We start from the raw sequence: 15,900 nt of genomic DNA on the forward strand, positions 1-15,900 counted from the left end.
AGCATGTCGGGCATCATACCGACAAAAAAATTCTGCCGCTAGCTGTAACGTTGTTTTTACGCATGTCGATTGAAGCAAGGACCTGCTCCACCTGAAAGCGCGCGCCACAAGGAAAAGTATCCGGCTCGCTGTCTTACTGTCAGCTGGCAATATTTACTTACGCAGAGCCGATTTACTTTCGCCATATAGCGTCCAGAATAAATAAAAAGAGCGGGTTGACAGAGGTAACCATGCAGAGCGAAGAACAACGTTTGATAGAAAGTCTGTTTAGCCGGCTGAAGCAGGCCGAAAGCCAGTCCGCGCCGCGCGACCAGGGCGCCGAGCGCCTGATTGAACAGCAGCTGCGCCAGCAGCCCGCTGCGCCCTACTATATGGCGCAGGCGATCCTGATTCAGGAAGCGGCGATGAAAAAACTGAACGCTCAGGTCGCCGAACTGGAAAATAGACTGGCGCAGGCGCAACAGCAGCCGCCTGCCCGCCAAAGCAGCGGCGGTTTTCTTTCCAGCCTGTTTGGCGGCGGCCAGCGCCAGACGCCGCAGCAGCCCGCCAGGAGCGACAGCGCGCCGCAGCAGTCATATGGTCAGCCATCGTATAACGCCCCTCAACAGCCCTACAGCGCGCCCGCGCCGCGCGGCAGCGGCTTCCTCGGCGGCGCTTTGCAAACGGCGGTCGGCGTGGCGGGCGGCGTGGTAATGGCGGATATGCTTACCAGCATGTTCCATCACTCGCAGCCGGAAGAGATTGTAAATATTATTAATGAGCCAGCGCTGCCCGATGCGGAGCCGCTGGATACCAGCCTGGATACCTTCAACAACGGCGATGACCGGGCGTTTTTGCAGGATGCCGGCTGGCAGCCGGATGATAACGCCGCTTTCGACAACGACAACTTCGGCAACGATGATTTCAGCGACGACGACAGCTTTATTTAAGCAGCAGGCTCGCGCGGTCAGCCGCGGCAGTTTATTCAGCCGCGCTGCTGCGCCAGCAGCCACTTATCCAGTTCCGCGGCAAACTGCTGACGATCGCGCTGGCTGAGCGAGGCGGGTCCGCCGGTCTGAATGCCGCTGGCGCGCAGCGTATCCATAAAATCGCGCATCGTCAGGCGTTCACGAATGGTGGCGGCGCTGTAGCGCTCGCCGCGCGGATTCAGCGCCGCCGCCCCTTTCTCCAGCACTTCCGCCGCCAGCGGAATATCGGCGGTGATCACCAAATCCGTCGCGCTGACGCGCTGGACGATTTCATTATCCGCCACGTCAAAGCCCGCCGCCACGCGCAGCGTACGAATAAAACGTGAGGGCGGTACGCTAAGCGGCTGGTTAGCTACCAGTATCAGATCGATCTGGCTGCGCTCCGCCGCACGATAGAGAATATCTTTAATCACTTTTGGACACGCATCGGCATCCACCCAAATTGACATCGGCTTTCCTGATCAGGCGTGGGGAATAATGCTGATTTTGCCGTTCTTCTCCAGAATGGCAAATTTTATCTGTTCAAGCCGTTCCAGTCCCTGCGAACTGCGCGCCGAGGCCAGAATATCCTCTTCGGTAATTCCTGCTCTTTTCGCCCGCTGCGTCAGCAGCTTGCCATCCTCCACCAGAATCAGCGAAGCGCCGTCGATCAGCAGCTCCAGGCGCGGAAACCAGTCTTTAAACTTGCCGAGCAGGATATCCATTACGATCAGGGTAATGATGGTCAGCGCCGCGCCGGTTACGGAGAAATCGTTGCCCAACAGCGCCTGCTGCGTCGCCTCGCTGATAATCAGCAACAGAATAAAATCGAAGCTGGTCATCTCCAGCAGGGTACGTCGTCCGGCGATTTTCAGCACCACCATCAGCAGAAAGTACATACTTATCGCGCGCAATACCGTTTCCATACTTTTCTCCTATGGATAAACCCACTGGGTAAACTGCAGCTGCGCGCCGCTACTGTCGGCGACGTTAAACCGGTAACGCCCCGGCGACTGCGGCTGCCCGCCCAGCCAGATGGAGGCGCGCGCAGTATTTGACGCCTGATACCAGAGCGTCAGGGAATGCTCGCCGCTTTCGGCGCGCAGCGGCTGCGGCTGAATACTCTGTAGCTGAAAATTATCCACGCCGTCGCCGCTAAGAGTGAGGCGATAGGATCCAGAATGCGGCGGCCGCAGACGGATGGTCATCGCCGCGTCGCTCTGCTGGCGCGCAAAGCGCTCATACTCCACCTGCAGATCGCCCTGCGGCGCGACGGCGCGGCGATCGCTCAGGAAGCCTTTAGAAAACAGCCCGCAGGCGCCGCCAGTTACAATAGCGATCAGTACCGCGTAGCCAATCTGCTGTATCCGCCACTCAATACGCTGCCAGCGCATATGCTCCTGAACCGGGTAGCGGCGGTTCCGTCCTTCATCTTGCTGAAACGGGGCCATTTTTTCTCCTCCAGTGACGCTTTGAGTTTAGCTGAAGCTGGATAAAGCGGCAGAATGACGTAAGCTGGTGCACTACGCGAAACAGCTAAGCAGATGGAGGAACCATGCTGGAAAAGAAAATCGGCTTCATTGGCTGCGGTAATATGTCGAAAGCGATTATTGGCGGGCTGGTGGCGAGCGGCCAGATTAACGCCGCTCAAATCTGGGTCTATGACCATAAGCCAGAAACCAATCAGGCTATGGCGCAACAGTATGGTATTAACGCCGCGCAGAGCGCTGAAGAGGCGGCGCGCGAGGCGGATATCCTGTTCGGCGCGGTGAAGCCAAACGTGATTCTCAAGGTGCTGAAGGAGATCGCCGGCGCGCTGAATAAAGAGACGCTGGTGGTTTCCATCGCCGCAGGCGTCACGCTTGATGCGCTGGCGATGGCGCTGGGCCACGATCGCAAAATCGTACGCGTAATGCCGAATACGCCAGCGCTGGTAAATGAGGGGATGACATCCGTTACGCCGAACGCGCTGGTTACCTCGGAGGAGAGCGATGAGGTGTTGGCCATTTTCAACAGCTTCGGCAAAGCTGCCCTGGTGCCGGAATACCTGATTCACGCCGTGGTTGGCGTCAGCGGCTCGGCGCCCGCCTACGTATTTATGTTTATTGAAGCGATGGCCGATGCCGCAGTGCTGGGCGGCATGCCGCGCGCGCAGGCCTATCAGTTTGCCGCGCAGGCGGTAAAAGGCGCCGCGCAGATGGTGCTGGAAACCGGCAAGCATCCCGGCGAGCTGAAGGATATGGTCTGTTCGCCGGGCGGCACTACCATTGAAGCGGTTAAGGTGCTGGAGGAGAAAGGCTTCCGCTCGGCGGTTATCGCCGCAATGGAACAGTGTATGGATCGCTCTCAGGCGCTGAGCAAAAGCTAAACTGCGCGCTTTCACTCCGCAGAACGCAGGCGGCTAAAGTAAGTTATTCACCGCCTGCGTCGCGTCAATCCCTACCCGACAAGAGCGACTAAAACGCCGGAGAGCCGTTAATAGCGCGGATGATTCAACAATTTATCGATATAGCCGCGCAGCAAAGAGGCGTCTTCCGCGCTGGCGCCGTCCACCGCCGTCGCCGTCGCTAAAGCCTGGCCGATCCCCTGGCTCAGTTCCTGTCGCTGCTCATCGCCCAATTTGCGCAGCAGCGCCGTAACGACAATTTCCAGCGCTTCTACCTGGGCGACCAGCTCTTTTGACTCGGTCTCTTTCTCCGCCAGCTTATCCAGTAGCTCTGCAATAAGATATTTCATTACATCATTCCGGTAACAATGCAAAGGCAGACACTATCACTTCAATTAACAAAATAATAGCGGATGTGACTGCTGTTTGAGCTGTTTTCCCGCCGCGTAATGAAAGCGTGATGTGCCTCATAGCGGGCCTGGATAACCGCCGCGCTTTTCGCACATCGTGCCGGCCGCGATAAACAACGCCGCCTGCAAGCCCGTCGACCACAAAGCGCCCTTTTACTTTTATATCTGCCTTAGTTACTGAGCTAAGCAAAAATAATTAACGCCGATATAAAAAAGTAAAAAACGATTATTTTTTCGTTTTCAGATAGCGTTAAAAGTAATATTACCGACGGCGGAACAATAATAAAATGCGGATCTTTCTTCGCCCCAAAAACGAAAACCCCGCGCAGGGAGCAGCAGGGAGTAGCGGAGTTTACGGGTAGTTTAGCGCTTTTCAGGGAGACGCAGAGCATACCAGCTCGGGAAAATCATTAATAACAGATAACCGGTGTCTGACGCTAATTTGAACCGCCGGCGCTTTATTGTCAATATCGCCGCAAGACAATAAACTTTAACACTTTTCCGCTGCGCTTCATTTAACCGTGGCGCGGCAAAAATTTTATTAATTCGCCCTGCTTAATCGCCAGCTAATTCTGTCTTTTTACGACGCAGACTATTAACTGCCAGCATATGTGTTATGGGCATTACGATTTATCGCTTAAGCAAAGCGAGGCGCTAAAACAACCGTAGCGCGGGCCGGTAACGGCTGACGGCAGAATCATCCTGGATAGCAGTTTAAATAAGCTTAAACGTTTTTTATTTATGCTGCTTCATCAGCATCTTATAAAACCCTCTGTTATAACATTAAATAAATAACACTATTTTTCAAACTATTACGCCAGGACGGCGTCAAAAGAGCCGCCTGGAAAAACAGGCTGCCACGCCTACACTTGATAGCGTTACAATGCAGAATATGCCTTGCTCAGGTAATTCATATTCTTGATGCTCACCAAACGCAACGGTAATCAGGAGAGGATTATGGCAGAACATCGTGGTGGTTCAGGCAACTTCGCGGAAGACCGTGAAAAAGCCTCTGAGGCCGGTAAAAAAGGCGGAAAGCAGAGCGGCGGCAACTTCAAAAATGACCGTGAAAAAGCATCCGAAGCGGGCAAGAAAGGAGGACAAAACAGCCACGGCGGCCGTAAGTCCTGATCGATTTTAAGTCCGATCGCTTTAACGATGACCGCTAACATCGCAGGTCGCCAGCCGGAGATAAATCCGCTGAGGCATCAGCCGGATGCTGGCGAATCAGCGTGCCGCGCGATTTACGGCAATAAAAAACCCGCCAGCTGGCGGGTTTCTTTTATTCTGGTTGCTTAGCGTACGGTGACGTTAGCAGCAGCCGGACCTTTCGGACCGTTTTCAATGGTGAACTCAACGTTCTGGCCTTCTTCCAGCGTTTTGAAACCCTGGTTCTGGATAGCAGAGAAGTGTACGAACACATCTTTGCTGCCGTCGGCCGGAGAAATAAAGCCGAAACCTTTCTCAGCGTTGAACCATTTTACTAAACCAGTCAGTTTTGCAGACATTTGTCTATCCTTCAGTCAATTAACGCCCTGTGGGCAACAGGTTTGTGTACAGATGTTATGAGGCACTCAGGAAGGCGATACTGAAGAAGGGATATCAGAGATAACTCTTACACTGCAGACTGCTTTACTAAAACTGCTCGCATACCCGGTTCTGTTTTAACAAACCGACGGCGTATTTACTCATAAAGGCGCGGGGAATGCAAGCAGGATTTCAATACTTTCTCGCTAAAAACGCTGCCGCTTCGCGTCAGACGACAAAAATATTTCATTTTGTTACTGGCATTTCTTCCTGGCGGATCTATGTTTAAAAAATCGCCAGCGGCTTGCGCCATGGCGGTAAAAGGCGTGTTTCCCGCGCCCGTCCGGTAAGCGGCCATCGCTTCTGAGCGGCGCAGGCTGACGCGCTGACGTTGCGTTTTCGGAGGTCGAACATGAGAACACAATCCACCAGCGCCGGGCGCGAAATCACCGACTATTTTAACAGTCCGGCATGGCACGCGCCTAAAGAGGCGGAGCTGCTGGCCATCGTCATGATGGAGCTGATGCAGGCGGGCAAACCCACCACCGACAAAGCGCTGATCGCCAGCGTGATTAAAAAACTCGATCTGGAAAGAGAAGAGCACGTGCTGCAGGGCTATCGCAACGTGCTGGCGCAGCTGATGAAGGGCCTCAACCGAGGCTAACCGCCCGGCTTAAACCACAAATACCAGAACAGCGCGACTTCCGCCGGATGCGCATGCAGAGCGCGGTAAAGATGACGATCGATGCCGCCCAGCTCAAACCCCAACTTCTCATACAGCAGGCAGGCGGCGACGTTCGTATTCTGCGTCTCCAGCGTAACGCCGGCCAGCTGCTGCTGCTGCGCCCAGATCGCGCCCTGCGCCAGCAGCGCGCTGGCGCAGCCGCTGCGCCGAAACGCGACGTCAACGGCGATATCTTCCACCAGCGCCAGTCCGTTCCAGCGCCGGCTGATAGCCAGGTAACCCGCCGGCTGTCGATCAACCAGCGCCACGAAAAAAGCGCCGTCGCGGCTGTTAAGATAGTCGGCAAACTGCTGCGGATCGTTAAAATAATTTTTTTCACGCGGCGCTACCGCCCGCAGGCCGGCGCCAACCGGGCGATCGAATGCCGCATCCAGCTCCTGCGTCACGATAAACCGGTAATCCAGCGCCTGAAGCGCCTGCAACAGCGTCGGCGTAGCTTCCTCTACCGCTAGCGTTTTCTTTTCCTGCATTCCCCGCCCCCATCGCTTCCGCAGCCCGTTCGACCAATAATAGCCGCTGTTTTTCCCTACGTAGCCGCCGATGAACCCGCTGCGCTATAAAAAAAATCCCGCACGCGGCGGGATAAATTAAAGACGGGCACGGTATTGTTATAGACAGGGAAATCACACAACTCCCCTTCACCCTACCCGCGACAGATGACGGCGGCATGACAGCCGTCGCCCGGTTCAGCCGCAGTAAACGCTGGTAATGACATCATCTTTATCGCCAAGGAAATTCAGGCGATTGAGGTTAAAATCCATCGTAACCGCAGAGTGCCAGGGGATCACGCGCACCGGGCCGTTGATATGCAGGCCGTTTACGGCGGTTAACGGTTTGCCGACATAGTTTTGATAATCGGCGGCGCCGCAGCGGTTATTCTCTACATCAACCGCCGCCGTATCGGCGCCCTTTTGCGCATGCTGACAGGCCGCCAGTGTAAAAAGCGCCATCACCAGCGCCGCTTTGCCATAACCTTTCAACGTGATTCTCCTTTTGCATCTGTGTTTCGCACATCGGCTTTAAAGCGTAACAGATCGTCGAAAGAATGCCGCCCGTTTTAGCATCGCCTGCCACAGGCCCAGCGGCAAAAGTGGCACAAATAGCGCAAATTATGCGCACCTGCTGCGTATAATCGTCTAAGATTAATCTTAGGAGGTGCGTTATGGAACTGGCTATTTTTATCGGCTTTGCGGCGCTGATGACCTGCGTAGCGGTTCGCGTCCGTTAAGCGCCTTAACGGGTCAGCCTGGCTGGCCCGTTGCTTTCCCGCTTTCGCCCTTATCCATCCCATGCAGCAAAGATGCAAAATCCCCTGCCGGCATCGGTCTGCCGAGAAAATATCCCTGCCCTTCATCACAGGCGATAGCCTGCAGCTCAGCAAACTGCTCGGCGTTCTCAATGCCTTCAGCGGTAATCGCCAGCGCAAAAGCTTTACCCAGGCCAATAATGCCGTTGACGATAGAGTGCGCCTGCTGCGAATGTGGAAAATCCTTCATATAGGAGCGATCCATTTTCAGGCCGTCAAACGGGAAAGTTTTCAGGTAGCCCAGCGAAGCGTAGCCGGAGCCGAAATCATCCACCGTTAATTTCACCCCCAGCCGCTTCAGGCTCTGCATCACTTTCAGCGTGTTGTCGGGATTTTCCAGCGTGACGTTTTCCGTAATCTCCAGCTCCAGCCGTTCGGCTGGCAGACCGGTCAGCTGCAGTACGCTGGCCACGCGTCCCGCCAGATCGCCGCGGCAAAACTCTACCGGCGAGATATTAACCGAAACGTAGAAAGCGCCGGGCCAGCTGAGCGCATCGCGGCAGGCGCGCTGCAGCACCCAGTCGCTGATGGGCAGAATCAGCCCGGTCTCTTCCGCCAGCGGAATAAAGCTGTCGGGCATCACCAGCGCGGGCGGCGATGGCTGCCAGCGCAGCAACGCTTCGGCGCCGTCCATTCTGCCGCTGTGCAATGAATAGCGCGGCTGGTAAAACAGACGCAGCTCGTCGCGCGCGACGGCGTGGCTCAAGGCGCGCTCCATTTCACGGCGACGCACCAGCTGTTCCGACATCTCCGGCGAATAGAAAACCCAGCGATCGCGCCCCAGATTTTTTGACTGGTAAAGCGCAATATCGGCCATGCGCAGCAGCTCTTCCGGCTGTAGCGCATCCTGCGGCGCGCGGGCGATGCCGACAGAGGCGCCGATATGCACCGTCTGGCCCGCCACGCTAAACGGCTTATGAATCTCCTGCATCAGACAGCGGCAGCGCGCCTCGATCGCCTCCCGGCTGTTCAGGCCGCTGAGCAGCAAAATAAACTCATCGCCGCCCTGGCGCGACAGCAGATCGTCCGGTTGCAGGCAGCCGCGCAGCCGCTGCGAAACCTCATTTAATACGCTGTCGCCCGCTGCATGACCATAGAGATCGTTAATCGGCTTAAAGTGGTCGAGATCGAGGCTGAACATGACCAGCGGCTGCGCTGCGGTCGGCTGCGCCTGCAGTTTGCCGTTAAGGAATTCATTCATGCGATGGCGGTTCGGCAGGCCGGTCAGCGTATCGTGCTGCGACAGATACTGAATGCGCGCCTGCGCTTCAACCTCCAGCGTAATATCCGATACCGTGCCGCGAAATCCGGTCGGCCCGTCCTGCAGCGCCACCGGCTTCGCCACCAGGCTGCAAATACGCTCCTCGCCCTGCGCCGAATGATAATGGCAGCGCAGCGTGCGCCGATCGCCGCCGGCGCCCTGGCGCAGCATCCACTGCGATACCGGCAGGCCGTTGCTGAGCAGCAGGCAGTCGATCGGCTTGCCCAACTGCACCGCCACGTCATAGCCGGTCACCGCCGTAAAGCGCGACGAGAGATAGGTCAGAACGCCGCGCGCATCGGTTTCCCAGATCCAGTCGGAGGCGGCCTCCGCCACATCGCGAAAGCGCGCCTCGCTGTCGCCCAGCTCGCGCTGGCTCTGCCTGAGCTGTTCAAAACGCCAGTCGGAAAGGCGCGCGTTATGCATCGCGTGGCGCACCACCCGGCGCGCAACCATTCCCAGCATCAGCATTGTCAGCGCCATCAGCGGTATCATAATCACCAGCAGATGATGTCCCGGCTCGCTGCTTTTCCAGCCCAGCTGCAAAGGAGCATCCTGCCCGACCGAGAGCGTCAGGCTTGCCAGAATAACGGGCGGCGCCTGCCCGGCAATGGAGCGCAGCTGGCTAACGCCCACGCTTTGCCCCAGCGCCAGCAGCTTCTGCGGCGTATAGCGATCGACAAACACCATAATCGACGGCGGGCCGGCGGTGTGGCCCAGTCCCGGCACTTTGCCGGTGGTAATCGGCGCGGCGGCGACTATCGCCGGCGCTCCTGCGATGGTGGCGTTTCTTACCAGCGCATTTTCCTCCGGCAGAAAGGTGCGCGCCTGGCGTATCATCTCCGCGCTCGCCTTGCCGAGCCAGTGTTCAAGCTGCATCGCGCTCAGTTTTCCGTCGATCACCGCATAGCGCGTGCGCCCGCTGCCGTCTACCACGAACACGCCGTCATAGTGATATTCGCTGTAAAGCCCCGGCCCCAGGTTTTGCTGGTCGAAAGCCCACCGCTTATCTACCTGCAGATGCAGGTGATTCCATGCCTCGCCCCAGAAGGCGTAGTCGCGAATATCGGTCAGGATCGATTTTTGCCGCGCCTGCCAGGCGTTACGCAGCAAAAACTTTTCCTGCGCCAGCGCCGCGCCGTTCTGCCGTACGGCAATAGCCACGATGGTTATGGCGGTAGTTAACAGCACGACGGCCAGCATACCGCCAAGTATCAGCAGGGTGCGCCGCGTAAAGAATGTCGCCTGGGCGTCCGCCGGGCGAAGATTGAACGGTAATAAGGTCGGTAAATTCATCTGCGAAAACCCTGATAAGAATGCGCTGGATAAGCTCTGCTGAAGCACGCCGCGCTCGTTGCGACACGGCGTAAAGCCCCGCCTGTCTCACGCTTGAGTTGGTTATCGGCCTACGCCGGAAAGGGTTTAGCGAAAACGCGCGGCAACTTACCCATCTCGACAGGAATTATGTCGGTTGTTACACTCCCTTCCCCCTTCGCCGCTAAAGCCGCCTATGAAAATGCAATCCGGCAAAGTCGCTGTAACCCTGTTCTGTCTCGGCAGTTTTGTTATTTACTATTTCATCACGCTGGCGATTACCTGGTTTCCTGATTATGCGGCGCTACGCCAGCAGGGATTACTGGTGCCGGTGCTCTGTCTGTTTGAGTTTGCCGTGCTGTGGCCGCTTTACCGTTTTTATCAGACGCACCGCGATGATATTCCGCTGGGGCGGCTGCGGCTAAAGCCGGCGCTGCTGTTTATCGTCCTGCTGCTGGGGCTGATGGCGGCACAGACGCTGTTTTTGCAGCCGGAGCGCTGGCTGGAAGATCAGGCGCATCAGACGGCGTTTACGCTCTGGGTGCTGCTTTTTTCCGCCGTGCTGCTGGCGCCGGTGTTTGAAGAGATTCTGTTTCGCGGCTTTTTACTGCAGGTATTTCTGCTGTGGGCGCCACGCAGCCGCTTCGCCGCCATTCTGCTGACGTCGCTGCTGTTTGCCGCCATGCATACGCAATATATCCACTGGCAAACTATCGTGGTGCTGACGCTGTTTTCCATCCTGCTTTGCTATGCGCGCCTGCGCGCCGACGGACTGCTGCTGCCCGTCGCGCTGCATATGCTGAATAACCTGATCGCGCTACTGCCGTCGCTCTGGTATGTGTAAGATAATGGCGAGTTGTTTTATAACCGTTTCAGTTGTGTTATAACTTTAATGCATAAGCATAGCGAATAATCTACTATCAGACCTTTCTGTTGTTCCCTTACACTCGCGAAAAAGTGGTAAGGAAATAAGATGAAAAGTTTAGCTCCCGCCGTCCTGACGCTGGCCTTCGCCGCCAGCTTTGCCGCCAACGCGGCTACGCCGCCCGATACGCTGGTGATCGCACAGTCGATTGATGACGCCGGCAGCTTCGATCCTGCCGAAGGTTTTGAGCTGACTTCCGTACAGGGCTTTACCAATATTTATCAGCGTCTGCTGCAGTCCGATCCGCAAAATCCCGGCGAGCTGAAGCCGACGCTGGCCAGCAGCTGGCAGGCGGGAAAAGATAATCGCAGCCTGATCGTGACGCTGCGCGATGGCGCTACCTTCGCCTCCGGCAACCCGCTGCGCCCGGAAGATGTCATCTTCTCGCTGTCGCGCGTGGTAAAGCTGAATCTCGATCCCTCATTTATTCTTACCCAGCTCGGCTGGAGCAAAGATAACGTTGACCGCCAGCTAAAAAAGATCGACGACCAACGCGTAGCGATTAGCTGGACGGCTGACGTCAGCCCGGCCTATGTGCTCAGCCTGCTGGCGGCGCCGGTTGCTTCCATTGTCGATGCGAAAACCGTGCTGGCTAACCAGCGGAATAACGATTTGGGCAACAAATGGCTGGCAACCCATTCTGCCGGCAGCGGCCCGTTCCAGATTCGCCGCTTTGTACCGCATGAGGTGGTGCTGCTGAGCGCCAACCCCAGCTCGCCGGGCGATACGCCGAAGCTGAAAAATATTCTGATCAAGAACGTGCCGGAAGCCGCTACCCGTCGCCTGCTGCTGGAGCAGGGCGATGCCGATATCGCCCGTAATTTAGGCGTCGATCAGATGGCGGCGCTGAAAAACAAGCCGGGCGTGAAGCCGCTGGCGATCCCGATGGCGTCGCTCTACTACATTCAGTTCAATATCGATGCGCAACCGGCGCTGAAAAATCCGGCGCTGTGGGAGGCCGCACGCTACCTGTTTGATTACCACGGCATCGCTGACGATCTGCTGAAGGGCCAGTTCCAGGTTCATCAGTCTTTCCTGCCGGAAGGCTTCCCCGGCGCGCTGAATGACAATCCTTACCGCTACGATCCGGAAAAAGCGAAAGCGATTCTGGCGCAGGCGGGCCTGAAAAATATCAGCTTTAAGCTGTCGGTCAGCAATCAGCCGCCCTATCTGGATATCGCTCAGGCGTTGCAGGCCAGCTTTGCCAAAGGCGGCATTAAAGTTGAGCTGCTGCCCGGCCTGAGCACCGAAGTGGCGACCAATGTAAAAGCGCATAAGTATGAAGCCACGCTGAACGCCTGGGGAGCAGACTATTTCGATCCGAATACTAACGCCGCCGCCTTCGCCTATAACCCGGAAGACGGCAGCAAAACGCTGGCGTGGCGTTCCAACTGGCATATTCCTGAGCTGAGCAAGCAGACGCTGGCCGCCACGGCGGAAAGCGATCCGGCGCAGCGCATTAAGCTTTATCAGGCGATGCAGCGCGAAGTAATGAAAAACTCGCCCTACGTAATCGGCCTGCAGGCGCGTAATCTGATCGCCGTACGCGCTAACCTGAAGGGCTACGTGCAGGGCATCAACCCGGATATGGTTTATTACAGCCAGGTCAGTAAGTAATGCGTTTATCTGCAACAGATGCCGGGCTTGCCCGGCGGTTCTGGCGGCCTGTCAGCCGCTTTATCACCGGCCTGCTTTCCCTGTTGGTCACGCTGCTCGGCCTGCTTGCCTTTACCTTTATGCTGTCGCATCTGTCGCCGGTCGATCCGGTATTGCAGGTGGCGGGCGATCACGCCAGCGAATCCACCTACCAGCAGGTGCGCCACGATTTAGGGCTGGATAAGCCGCTGCCGCTGCAGTTCTGGCGCTACCTGACCCATCTGGCGCAGGGCGATTTGGGCGCCGCCAATATTACCGGCCAGCCGGTGCTCAGCGATCTGGCGCGCACCTTTCCGGCGACGCTGGAGCTGGCGACCTGCGCGATGCTGTTCGGCGCATTTTTCGGTATCGCGCTGGCGCTGCTGGCGGCCTGGAAACCGGGCAGCCTGCTGGATAACCTGGCGCGGCTGATCTCTCTGCTTGGCTATTCGGTGCCGGTGTTCTGGCTCGGTCTGCTTGGCCTGCTGCTGTTTTATGCGGTGCTGCACTGGTCCGCCGGGCCGGGGCGGCTGGATGATATCTGGATCTATACCCTGGAGCCGAAAACCGGCTTTGTGCTGATTGACAGCTGGCTGTCGGGCGACAGCGAGATGTTTCGCAACGCAATTGCCCACCTCTGGCTGCCGGTGGCGGTGCTGGGGATGCTGTCGATGGCGGCGATTACCCGCCTGCTGCGCGCCGCGCTGCTGGAGGAGAACGGCAAAGAGTATGTCACCCTGGCGCGCGCCAAAGGGGCCAGCCGCGGACGCATTTTGCTGTGCCACCTGCTGCCTAACGTACGCGGCACGCTGATTACCGTGCTCGGCCTCTCCTACGCCACGCTGCTGGAAGGCTCGGTGCTGACGGAAACCGTCTTCGCCTGGCCCGGCGTGGGCCGCTATCTCACCACCGCGCTGTTCGGCTCCGACGTGCCTGCTATCCTTGGCGTCACGCTGCTGATCGGCGGCTGCTTTATCCTGTTAAACGCGCTGGTTGATGCGCTAACCTGGTTAACCGATCCGAGAACCCGATGACACAACATTTATCCGCTGCGGAAATGACGCCGCTCTCGCCGCGCCGCCGTCGCCGGCTGAGTACGCTGACCATCGGCGCGACGCTGGTGGCGATGCTGGTGCTGACCGCCCTGCTGGCGCCGCTGCTGGCGCCCTTCGATCCCGATGCGCAAACCATCTCCGCCCGCCTGCTGCCGCCCTCCGCCGCCCACTGGTTCGGCACCGACGGCTTCGGGCGCGATCTGCTGTCGCGCGTGATTTACGGCGCGCGTCCTACGCTGCTGCTGGTATCGCTAATCCTGGTGCTGACCATTCCCGTTGGTCTGCTGGTGGGTATGTTAGCGGGCTACCTCGGCGGCTGGAGCGAGCGCGTGCTGATGCGCATTACCGATATCTTTCTTTCCCTGCCGAATCTGGTAATCGCGCTGGCGCTGGTTGCGGTGCTCGGCCCCGGCCTGCTGAACGGCGCGCTGGCGCTTGCCCTGACCAGCTGGCCGCCTTTTGCGCGCCAGGCGCGGGCGGAAACGCTGGCGCTGCGTCGCAGCGACTATCTTGCCGCCGCGCGCATGCAGGGCATCGGCGGGCTGCGCCTGATATTCGGCCATATTCTGCCGCTCTGTTTGCCGACCGCGGTGGTGCGGGCGGCGCTCAGCCTCGGCGGCATTATCCTTTCCGCTGCCGGCCTCGGCTTTCTCGGCATGGGCGTGCAGCCGCCGACCGCGGAATGGGGATCGATGGTGGCGGAAGGCAGCAAAGTGATTTTCGATCAGTGGTGGGTAGCGGCCGCGCCGGGCGGCGCGATCCTGTTCGCCAGCCTGGCCTTTAACCTGACAGGCGACGGCCTGCGCGACCGACTGGATACCCGTCATGACGGCTGAAACTTTAATCGTTGCCGAAGATTTAACCATTTACAGCGGCGCTACGCCGCTGGTCAAACCGATCGGCTTTACGCTGGGGCGCGAACGCGTGGCGCTGGTGGGAGAATCAGGCTCCGGCAAATCGCTTACCGCCCGTGCGCTGATGGGGCTGCTGGCGCCGGGGCTGCATCTGCAGGCGCGTCAGCTGCAGGTGGTTGGGCGCGATGCGCTGACGCTCAATGAGAAACGCTGGAGCCAGCTGCGCGGCAGCGAACTGGCGATGGTCATGCAGGATCCGAAGTATGCCCTTAATCCAACGCGCACCATCGGCTGGCAGGTAGAAGAGCCGCTCAGACTGCACCATAAGCTGAGCCGCGCCGAACGGCGGGAAAAGGTGGCGGAGACGCTGGCGGCGGTCGGCCTGCCGCAGCCCGTTCAGCTAATGACGCGCTATCCGCACCAGCTCTCCGGCGGCATGGGCCAGCGCGTAATGCTGGCGATCGCCCTGATCGCCGATCCGCAGATGTTAATCGCCGACGAGCCAACCTCGGCGCTCGATCATGAGATGCGCGATCGGGTGCTGGCGCTGATCCGCCGGCTGGTAGAGGAACGTAACATGGGCCTGCTGCTGATCAGCCACGATCTGCAGCAGGTAGCAGAACACTGCGAGCGCGTGATGGTGATGTATAAAGGTCAGCTGCTCGACAGCCTGCCGGCGGCGGAGCTGCCGTACGCTACCCATTCCTATACCCGCACGCTGTGGGCCTGTCGCCCCAGCAAGGCGACGCACGGCCGGCTGCTGCCGGTGCTGGACCGCGCCGCGCTGGAACGGGAGCTTGCGCATGATTGAGTTACAGCATCTCAGCGTCGCCCATCGTCACGGCTACGATCTGCGCACCGTGGTGCATGACGTTTCGCTGGCGGTAGCGCCCGGCGAATGTTTCGGCCTGGTCGGCCCTTCCGGCTGCGGTAAATCATCGCTGCTGTGGGCAATGGCGGGCCTGAATCCGCACTGGCAGGGCAAGATGCGCCTCGCCGGCCATCAGGCGCAGCCGGGAAAAGCCTTTACCGGCGATCTGCGGCGCGAAGTGCAGATGGTATTTCAGGATCCTTACGCCTCGCTGCATCCGCGTCATCGCCTGCGCCGCACGCTGGCGGAACCGCTGAAGCTGCTGAAGCGGGACCATATTAACGATCGCATCAACGCGGGTTTGCGCCATGTCGGCCTCGATCCGGCGCTGGCCGATCGCTATCCGCATCAGCTTTCCGGCGGTCAGCGCCAGCGCGTCGCCATCGTGCGCGCGCTGTTGCTGGAGCCTGAGGTGCTGCTGCTGGATGAGCCGACCTCGGCGCTGGATATGTCGGTGCAGGCGGAGATCCTCAACTTGCTGAATCAACTCAAACAGCAGGATGGTTTAACTATGGTGCTGGTCAGCCACGATGCGGAAGTGATCGATCATATGTGCGATCGCGCGGTGCAGATGGCGGCAGGACGCATCGTCGCCGCCCGCAGCGCCTGATGCCGTAGCTAAAGGCGGCCGGCGGGCCGCCGCAGGCTATCGCTAGCTAAAGCG

General features: G+C 58.4%; 18 protein-coding genes. 10 read left to right on the top strand and 8 right to left on the bottom strand.

Going from position 1 to position 15,900, the window contains the following annotated elements:
* The first annotated feature begins 230 nt into the window (after positions 1-230).
* Complete coding sequence (locus tag FKM52_RS14050; RefSeq protein ID WP_141176802.1) at positions 231-929, top strand: DUF2076 domain-containing protein; 699 nt, start codon at positions 231-233, stop codon at positions 927-929.
* A gap of 35 nt (positions 930-964) precedes the next feature.
* Here the strand turns inward: FKM52_RS14050 and FKM52_RS14055 are convergent, their stop codons facing one another.
* Genes FKM52_RS14055 through FKM52_RS14065 form a run of 3 tightly spaced genes read right to left on the bottom strand, consistent with a single transcriptional unit; the run spans position 965 to position 2,398 of the window.
* Positions 965-1,417, bottom strand: a complete 453-nt coding sequence (locus FKM52_RS14055; RefSeq protein ID WP_141176803.1) for a YaiI/YqxD family protein — start codon at positions 1,415-1,417, stop codon at positions 965-967.
* 12 nt (positions 1,418-1,429) lie between these two features.
* Positions 1,430-1,873, bottom strand: coding sequence for a DUF421 domain-containing protein (locus FKM52_RS14060; protein ID WP_141176804.1), 444 nt, complete (start codon positions 1,871-1,873; stop codon positions 1,430-1,432).
* Positions 1,874-1,882: 9 nt separating this feature from the next.
* On the bottom strand, positions 1,883-2,398 hold the full coding sequence (locus FKM52_RS14065) for a hypothetical protein (protein WP_141176805.1): 516 nt from the start codon (positions 2,396-2,398) through the stop codon (positions 1,883-1,885).
* 104 nt (positions 2,399-2,502) lie between these two features.
* Between FKM52_RS14065 and proC the strand changes: the two genes are divergently transcribed.
* Positions 2,503-3,315 (top strand): pyrroline-5-carboxylate reductase, encoded by an 813-nt coding sequence (gene proC / locus FKM52_RS14070; RefSeq protein WP_141176806.1) that lies wholly within the window; start codon positions 2,503-2,505, stop codon positions 3,313-3,315.
* Between the two features lie 107 nt (positions 3,316-3,422).
* Here the strand turns inward: proC and iraP are convergent, their stop codons facing one another.
* Positions 3,423-3,683, bottom strand: a complete 261-nt coding sequence (iraP, locus tag FKM52_RS14075; RefSeq protein WP_141176807.1) for an anti-adapter protein IraP — start codon at positions 3,681-3,683, stop codon at positions 3,423-3,425.
* Between the two features lie 1,017 nt (positions 3,684-4,700).
* On the opposite strand from iraP, the gene FKM52_RS14080 reads away from it, so the two are divergent.
* A complete protein-coding gene (locus tag FKM52_RS14080; protein WP_141176808.1) occupies positions 4,701-4,874 on the top strand; it encodes a con-10 family general stress protein in 174 nt (57 codons plus the stop codon).
* Between the two features lie 164 nt (positions 4,875-5,038).
* Here FKM52_RS14080 and cspE read toward each other — a convergent pair whose 3' ends face one another.
* Positions 5,039-5,251: a transcription antiterminator/RNA stability regulator CspE gene (gene cspE, locus FKM52_RS14085; protein ID WP_038627682.1), complete on the bottom strand. Its 213-nt coding sequence runs from the start codon at positions 5,249-5,251 to the stop codon at positions 5,039-5,041.
* Positions 5,252-5,682: 431 nt separating this feature from the next.
* Here cspE and FKM52_RS14090 point away from each other — a divergent pair, with 431 nt between their 5' ends.
* Positions 5,683-5,934: a biofilm development regulator YmgB/AriR family protein gene (locus FKM52_RS14090; RefSeq protein ID WP_141176809.1), complete on the top strand. Its 252-nt coding sequence runs from the start codon at positions 5,683-5,685 to the stop codon at positions 5,932-5,934.
* Here FKM52_RS14090 and FKM52_RS14095 read toward each other — a convergent pair.
* The 3 genes from FKM52_RS14095 to FKM52_RS14105 all read right to left on the bottom strand — a co-directional run bounded on the left by FKM52_RS14095 (position 5,931) and on the right by FKM52_RS14105 (position 9,878).
* On the bottom strand, positions 5,931-6,485 hold the full coding sequence (locus tag FKM52_RS14095) for a GNAT family N-acetyltransferase (RefSeq protein WP_141176810.1): 555 nt from the start codon (positions 6,483-6,485) through the stop codon (positions 5,931-5,933). The genes FKM52_RS14090 and FKM52_RS14095 overlap by 4 nt on opposite strands.
* Positions 6,486-6,701: 216 nt before the next feature.
* Positions 6,702-6,995 carry an I78 family peptidase inhibitor gene (locus FKM52_RS14100; protein ID WP_141176811.1) on the bottom strand — a complete coding sequence of 98 codons (294 nt, stop codon included), beginning with the start codon at positions 6,993-6,995 and terminating at the stop codon, positions 6,702-6,704.
* Between the two features lie 261 nt (positions 6,996-7,256).
* Entirely contained in the window at positions 7,257-9,878 is a 2,622-nt protein-coding gene (locus FKM52_RS14105; RefSeq protein ID WP_246085534.1) for a bifunctional diguanylate cyclase/phosphodiesterase, read from the bottom strand.
* Between the two features lie 214 nt (positions 9,879-10,092).
* On the opposite strand from FKM52_RS14105, the gene FKM52_RS14110 reads away from it, so the two are divergent.
* The 6 genes from FKM52_RS14110 (at position 10,093) to FKM52_RS14135 (ending at position 15,846) form a co-directional block, all read left to right on the top strand.
* Complete coding sequence (locus tag FKM52_RS14110) at positions 10,093-10,740, top strand: CPBP family intramembrane glutamic endopeptidase (RefSeq protein WP_141176812.1); 648 nt, start codon at positions 10,093-10,095, stop codon at positions 10,738-10,740.
* 129 nt (positions 10,741-10,869) lie between these two features.
* Positions 10,870-12,438 (top strand): ABC transporter substrate-binding protein, encoded by a 1,569-nt coding sequence (locus FKM52_RS14115; protein ID WP_141176813.1) that lies wholly within the window; start codon positions 10,870-10,872, stop codon positions 12,436-12,438.
* Positions 12,438-13,490, top strand: a complete 1,053-nt coding sequence (locus FKM52_RS14120) for an ABC transporter permease (protein WP_141176814.1) — start codon at positions 12,438-12,440, stop codon at positions 13,488-13,490. Before FKM52_RS14115 ends, FKM52_RS14120 begins: the two co-directional genes overlap by 1 nt.
* Positions 13,487-14,347: an ABC transporter permease gene (locus FKM52_RS14125; RefSeq protein ID WP_141176815.1), complete on the top strand. Its 861-nt coding sequence runs from the start codon at positions 13,487-13,489 to the stop codon at positions 14,345-14,347. The genes FKM52_RS14120 and FKM52_RS14125 overlap by 4 nt, the downstream gene beginning before the upstream one ends.
* On the top strand, positions 14,337-15,176 hold the full coding sequence (locus FKM52_RS14130; RefSeq protein ID WP_141176816.1) for an ABC transporter ATP-binding protein: 840 nt from the start codon (positions 14,337-14,339) through the stop codon (positions 15,174-15,176). The genes FKM52_RS14125 and FKM52_RS14130 overlap by 11 nt, the downstream gene beginning before the upstream one ends.
* The gene (locus FKM52_RS14135) at positions 15,169-15,846 is read left to right on the top strand and encodes an ABC transporter ATP-binding protein (RefSeq protein WP_141176817.1); all 678 of its coding nucleotides are present in this window, start codon (positions 15,169-15,171) and stop codon (positions 15,844-15,846) included. The genes FKM52_RS14130 and FKM52_RS14135 overlap by 8 nt, the downstream gene beginning before the upstream one ends.
* The last annotated feature ends 54 nt before the right edge of the window (positions 15,847-15,900 follow it).

Source organism: Mixta tenebrionis, from assembly GCF_006517625.1.
GTDB classification, from domain to species: domain Bacteria; phylum Pseudomonadota; class Gammaproteobacteria; order Enterobacterales; family Enterobacteriaceae; genus Mixta; species Mixta tenebrionis.

Excerpts from the sequence above, each read along its gene's own strand:
- FKM52_RS14050 (WP_141176802.1), top strand. The coding sequence starts at position 231 with ATGCAGAGCGAAGAACAACGTTTGATAGAAAGTCTGTTTAGCCGGCTG.
- FKM52_RS14055 (WP_141176803.1), bottom strand. The coding sequence starts at position 1,417 with ATGTCAATTTGGGTGGATGCCGATGCGTGTCCAAAAGTGATTAAAGAT.
- FKM52_RS14060 (WP_141176804.1), bottom strand. The coding sequence starts at position 1,873 with ATGGAAACGGTATTGCGCGCGATAAGTATGTACTTTCTGCTGATGGTG.
- FKM52_RS14065 (WP_141176805.1), bottom strand. The coding sequence starts at position 2,398 with ATGGCCCCGTTTCAGCAAGATGAAGGACGGAACCGCCGCTACCCGGTT.
- proC (WP_141176806.1), top strand. The coding sequence starts at position 2,503 with ATGCTGGAAAAGAAAATCGGCTTCATTGGCTGCGGTAATATGTCGAAA.
- iraP (WP_141176807.1), bottom strand. The coding sequence starts at position 3,683 with ATGAAATATCTTATTGCAGAGCTACTGGATAAGCTGGCGGAGAAAGAG.
- FKM52_RS14080 (WP_141176808.1), top strand. The coding sequence starts at position 4,701 with ATGGCAGAACATCGTGGTGGTTCAGGCAACTTCGCGGAAGACCGTGAA.
- cspE (WP_038627682.1), bottom strand. The coding sequence starts at position 5,251 with ATGTCTGCAAAACTGACTGGTTTAGTAAAATGGTTCAACGCTGAGAAA.
- FKM52_RS14090 (WP_141176809.1), top strand. The coding sequence starts at position 5,683 with ATGAGAACACAATCCACCAGCGCCGGGCGCGAAATCACCGACTATTTT.
- FKM52_RS14095 (WP_141176810.1), bottom strand. The coding sequence starts at position 6,485 with ATGCAGGAAAAGAAAACGCTAGCGGTAGAGGAAGCTACGCCGACGCTG.
- FKM52_RS14105 (WP_246085534.1), bottom strand. The coding sequence starts at position 9,878 with ATGAATTTACCGACCTTATTACCGTTCAATCTTCGCCCGGCGGACGCC.
- FKM52_RS14110 (WP_141176812.1), top strand. The coding sequence starts at position 10,093 with ATGAAAATGCAATCCGGCAAAGTCGCTGTAACCCTGTTCTGTCTCGGC.
- FKM52_RS14115 (WP_141176813.1), top strand. The coding sequence starts at position 10,870 with ATGAAAAGTTTAGCTCCCGCCGTCCTGACGCTGGCCTTCGCCGCCAGC.
- FKM52_RS14120 (WP_141176814.1), top strand. The coding sequence starts at position 12,438 with ATGCGTTTATCTGCAACAGATGCCGGGCTTGCCCGGCGGTTCTGGCGG.
- FKM52_RS14125 (WP_141176815.1), top strand. The coding sequence starts at position 13,487 with ATGACACAACATTTATCCGCTGCGGAAATGACGCCGCTCTCGCCGCGC.
- FKM52_RS14130 (WP_141176816.1), top strand. The coding sequence starts at position 14,337 with ATGACGGCTGAAACTTTAATCGTTGCCGAAGATTTAACCATTTACAGC.
- FKM52_RS14135 (WP_141176817.1), top strand. The coding sequence starts at position 15,169 with ATGATTGAGTTACAGCATCTCAGCGTCGCCCATCGTCACGGCTACGAT.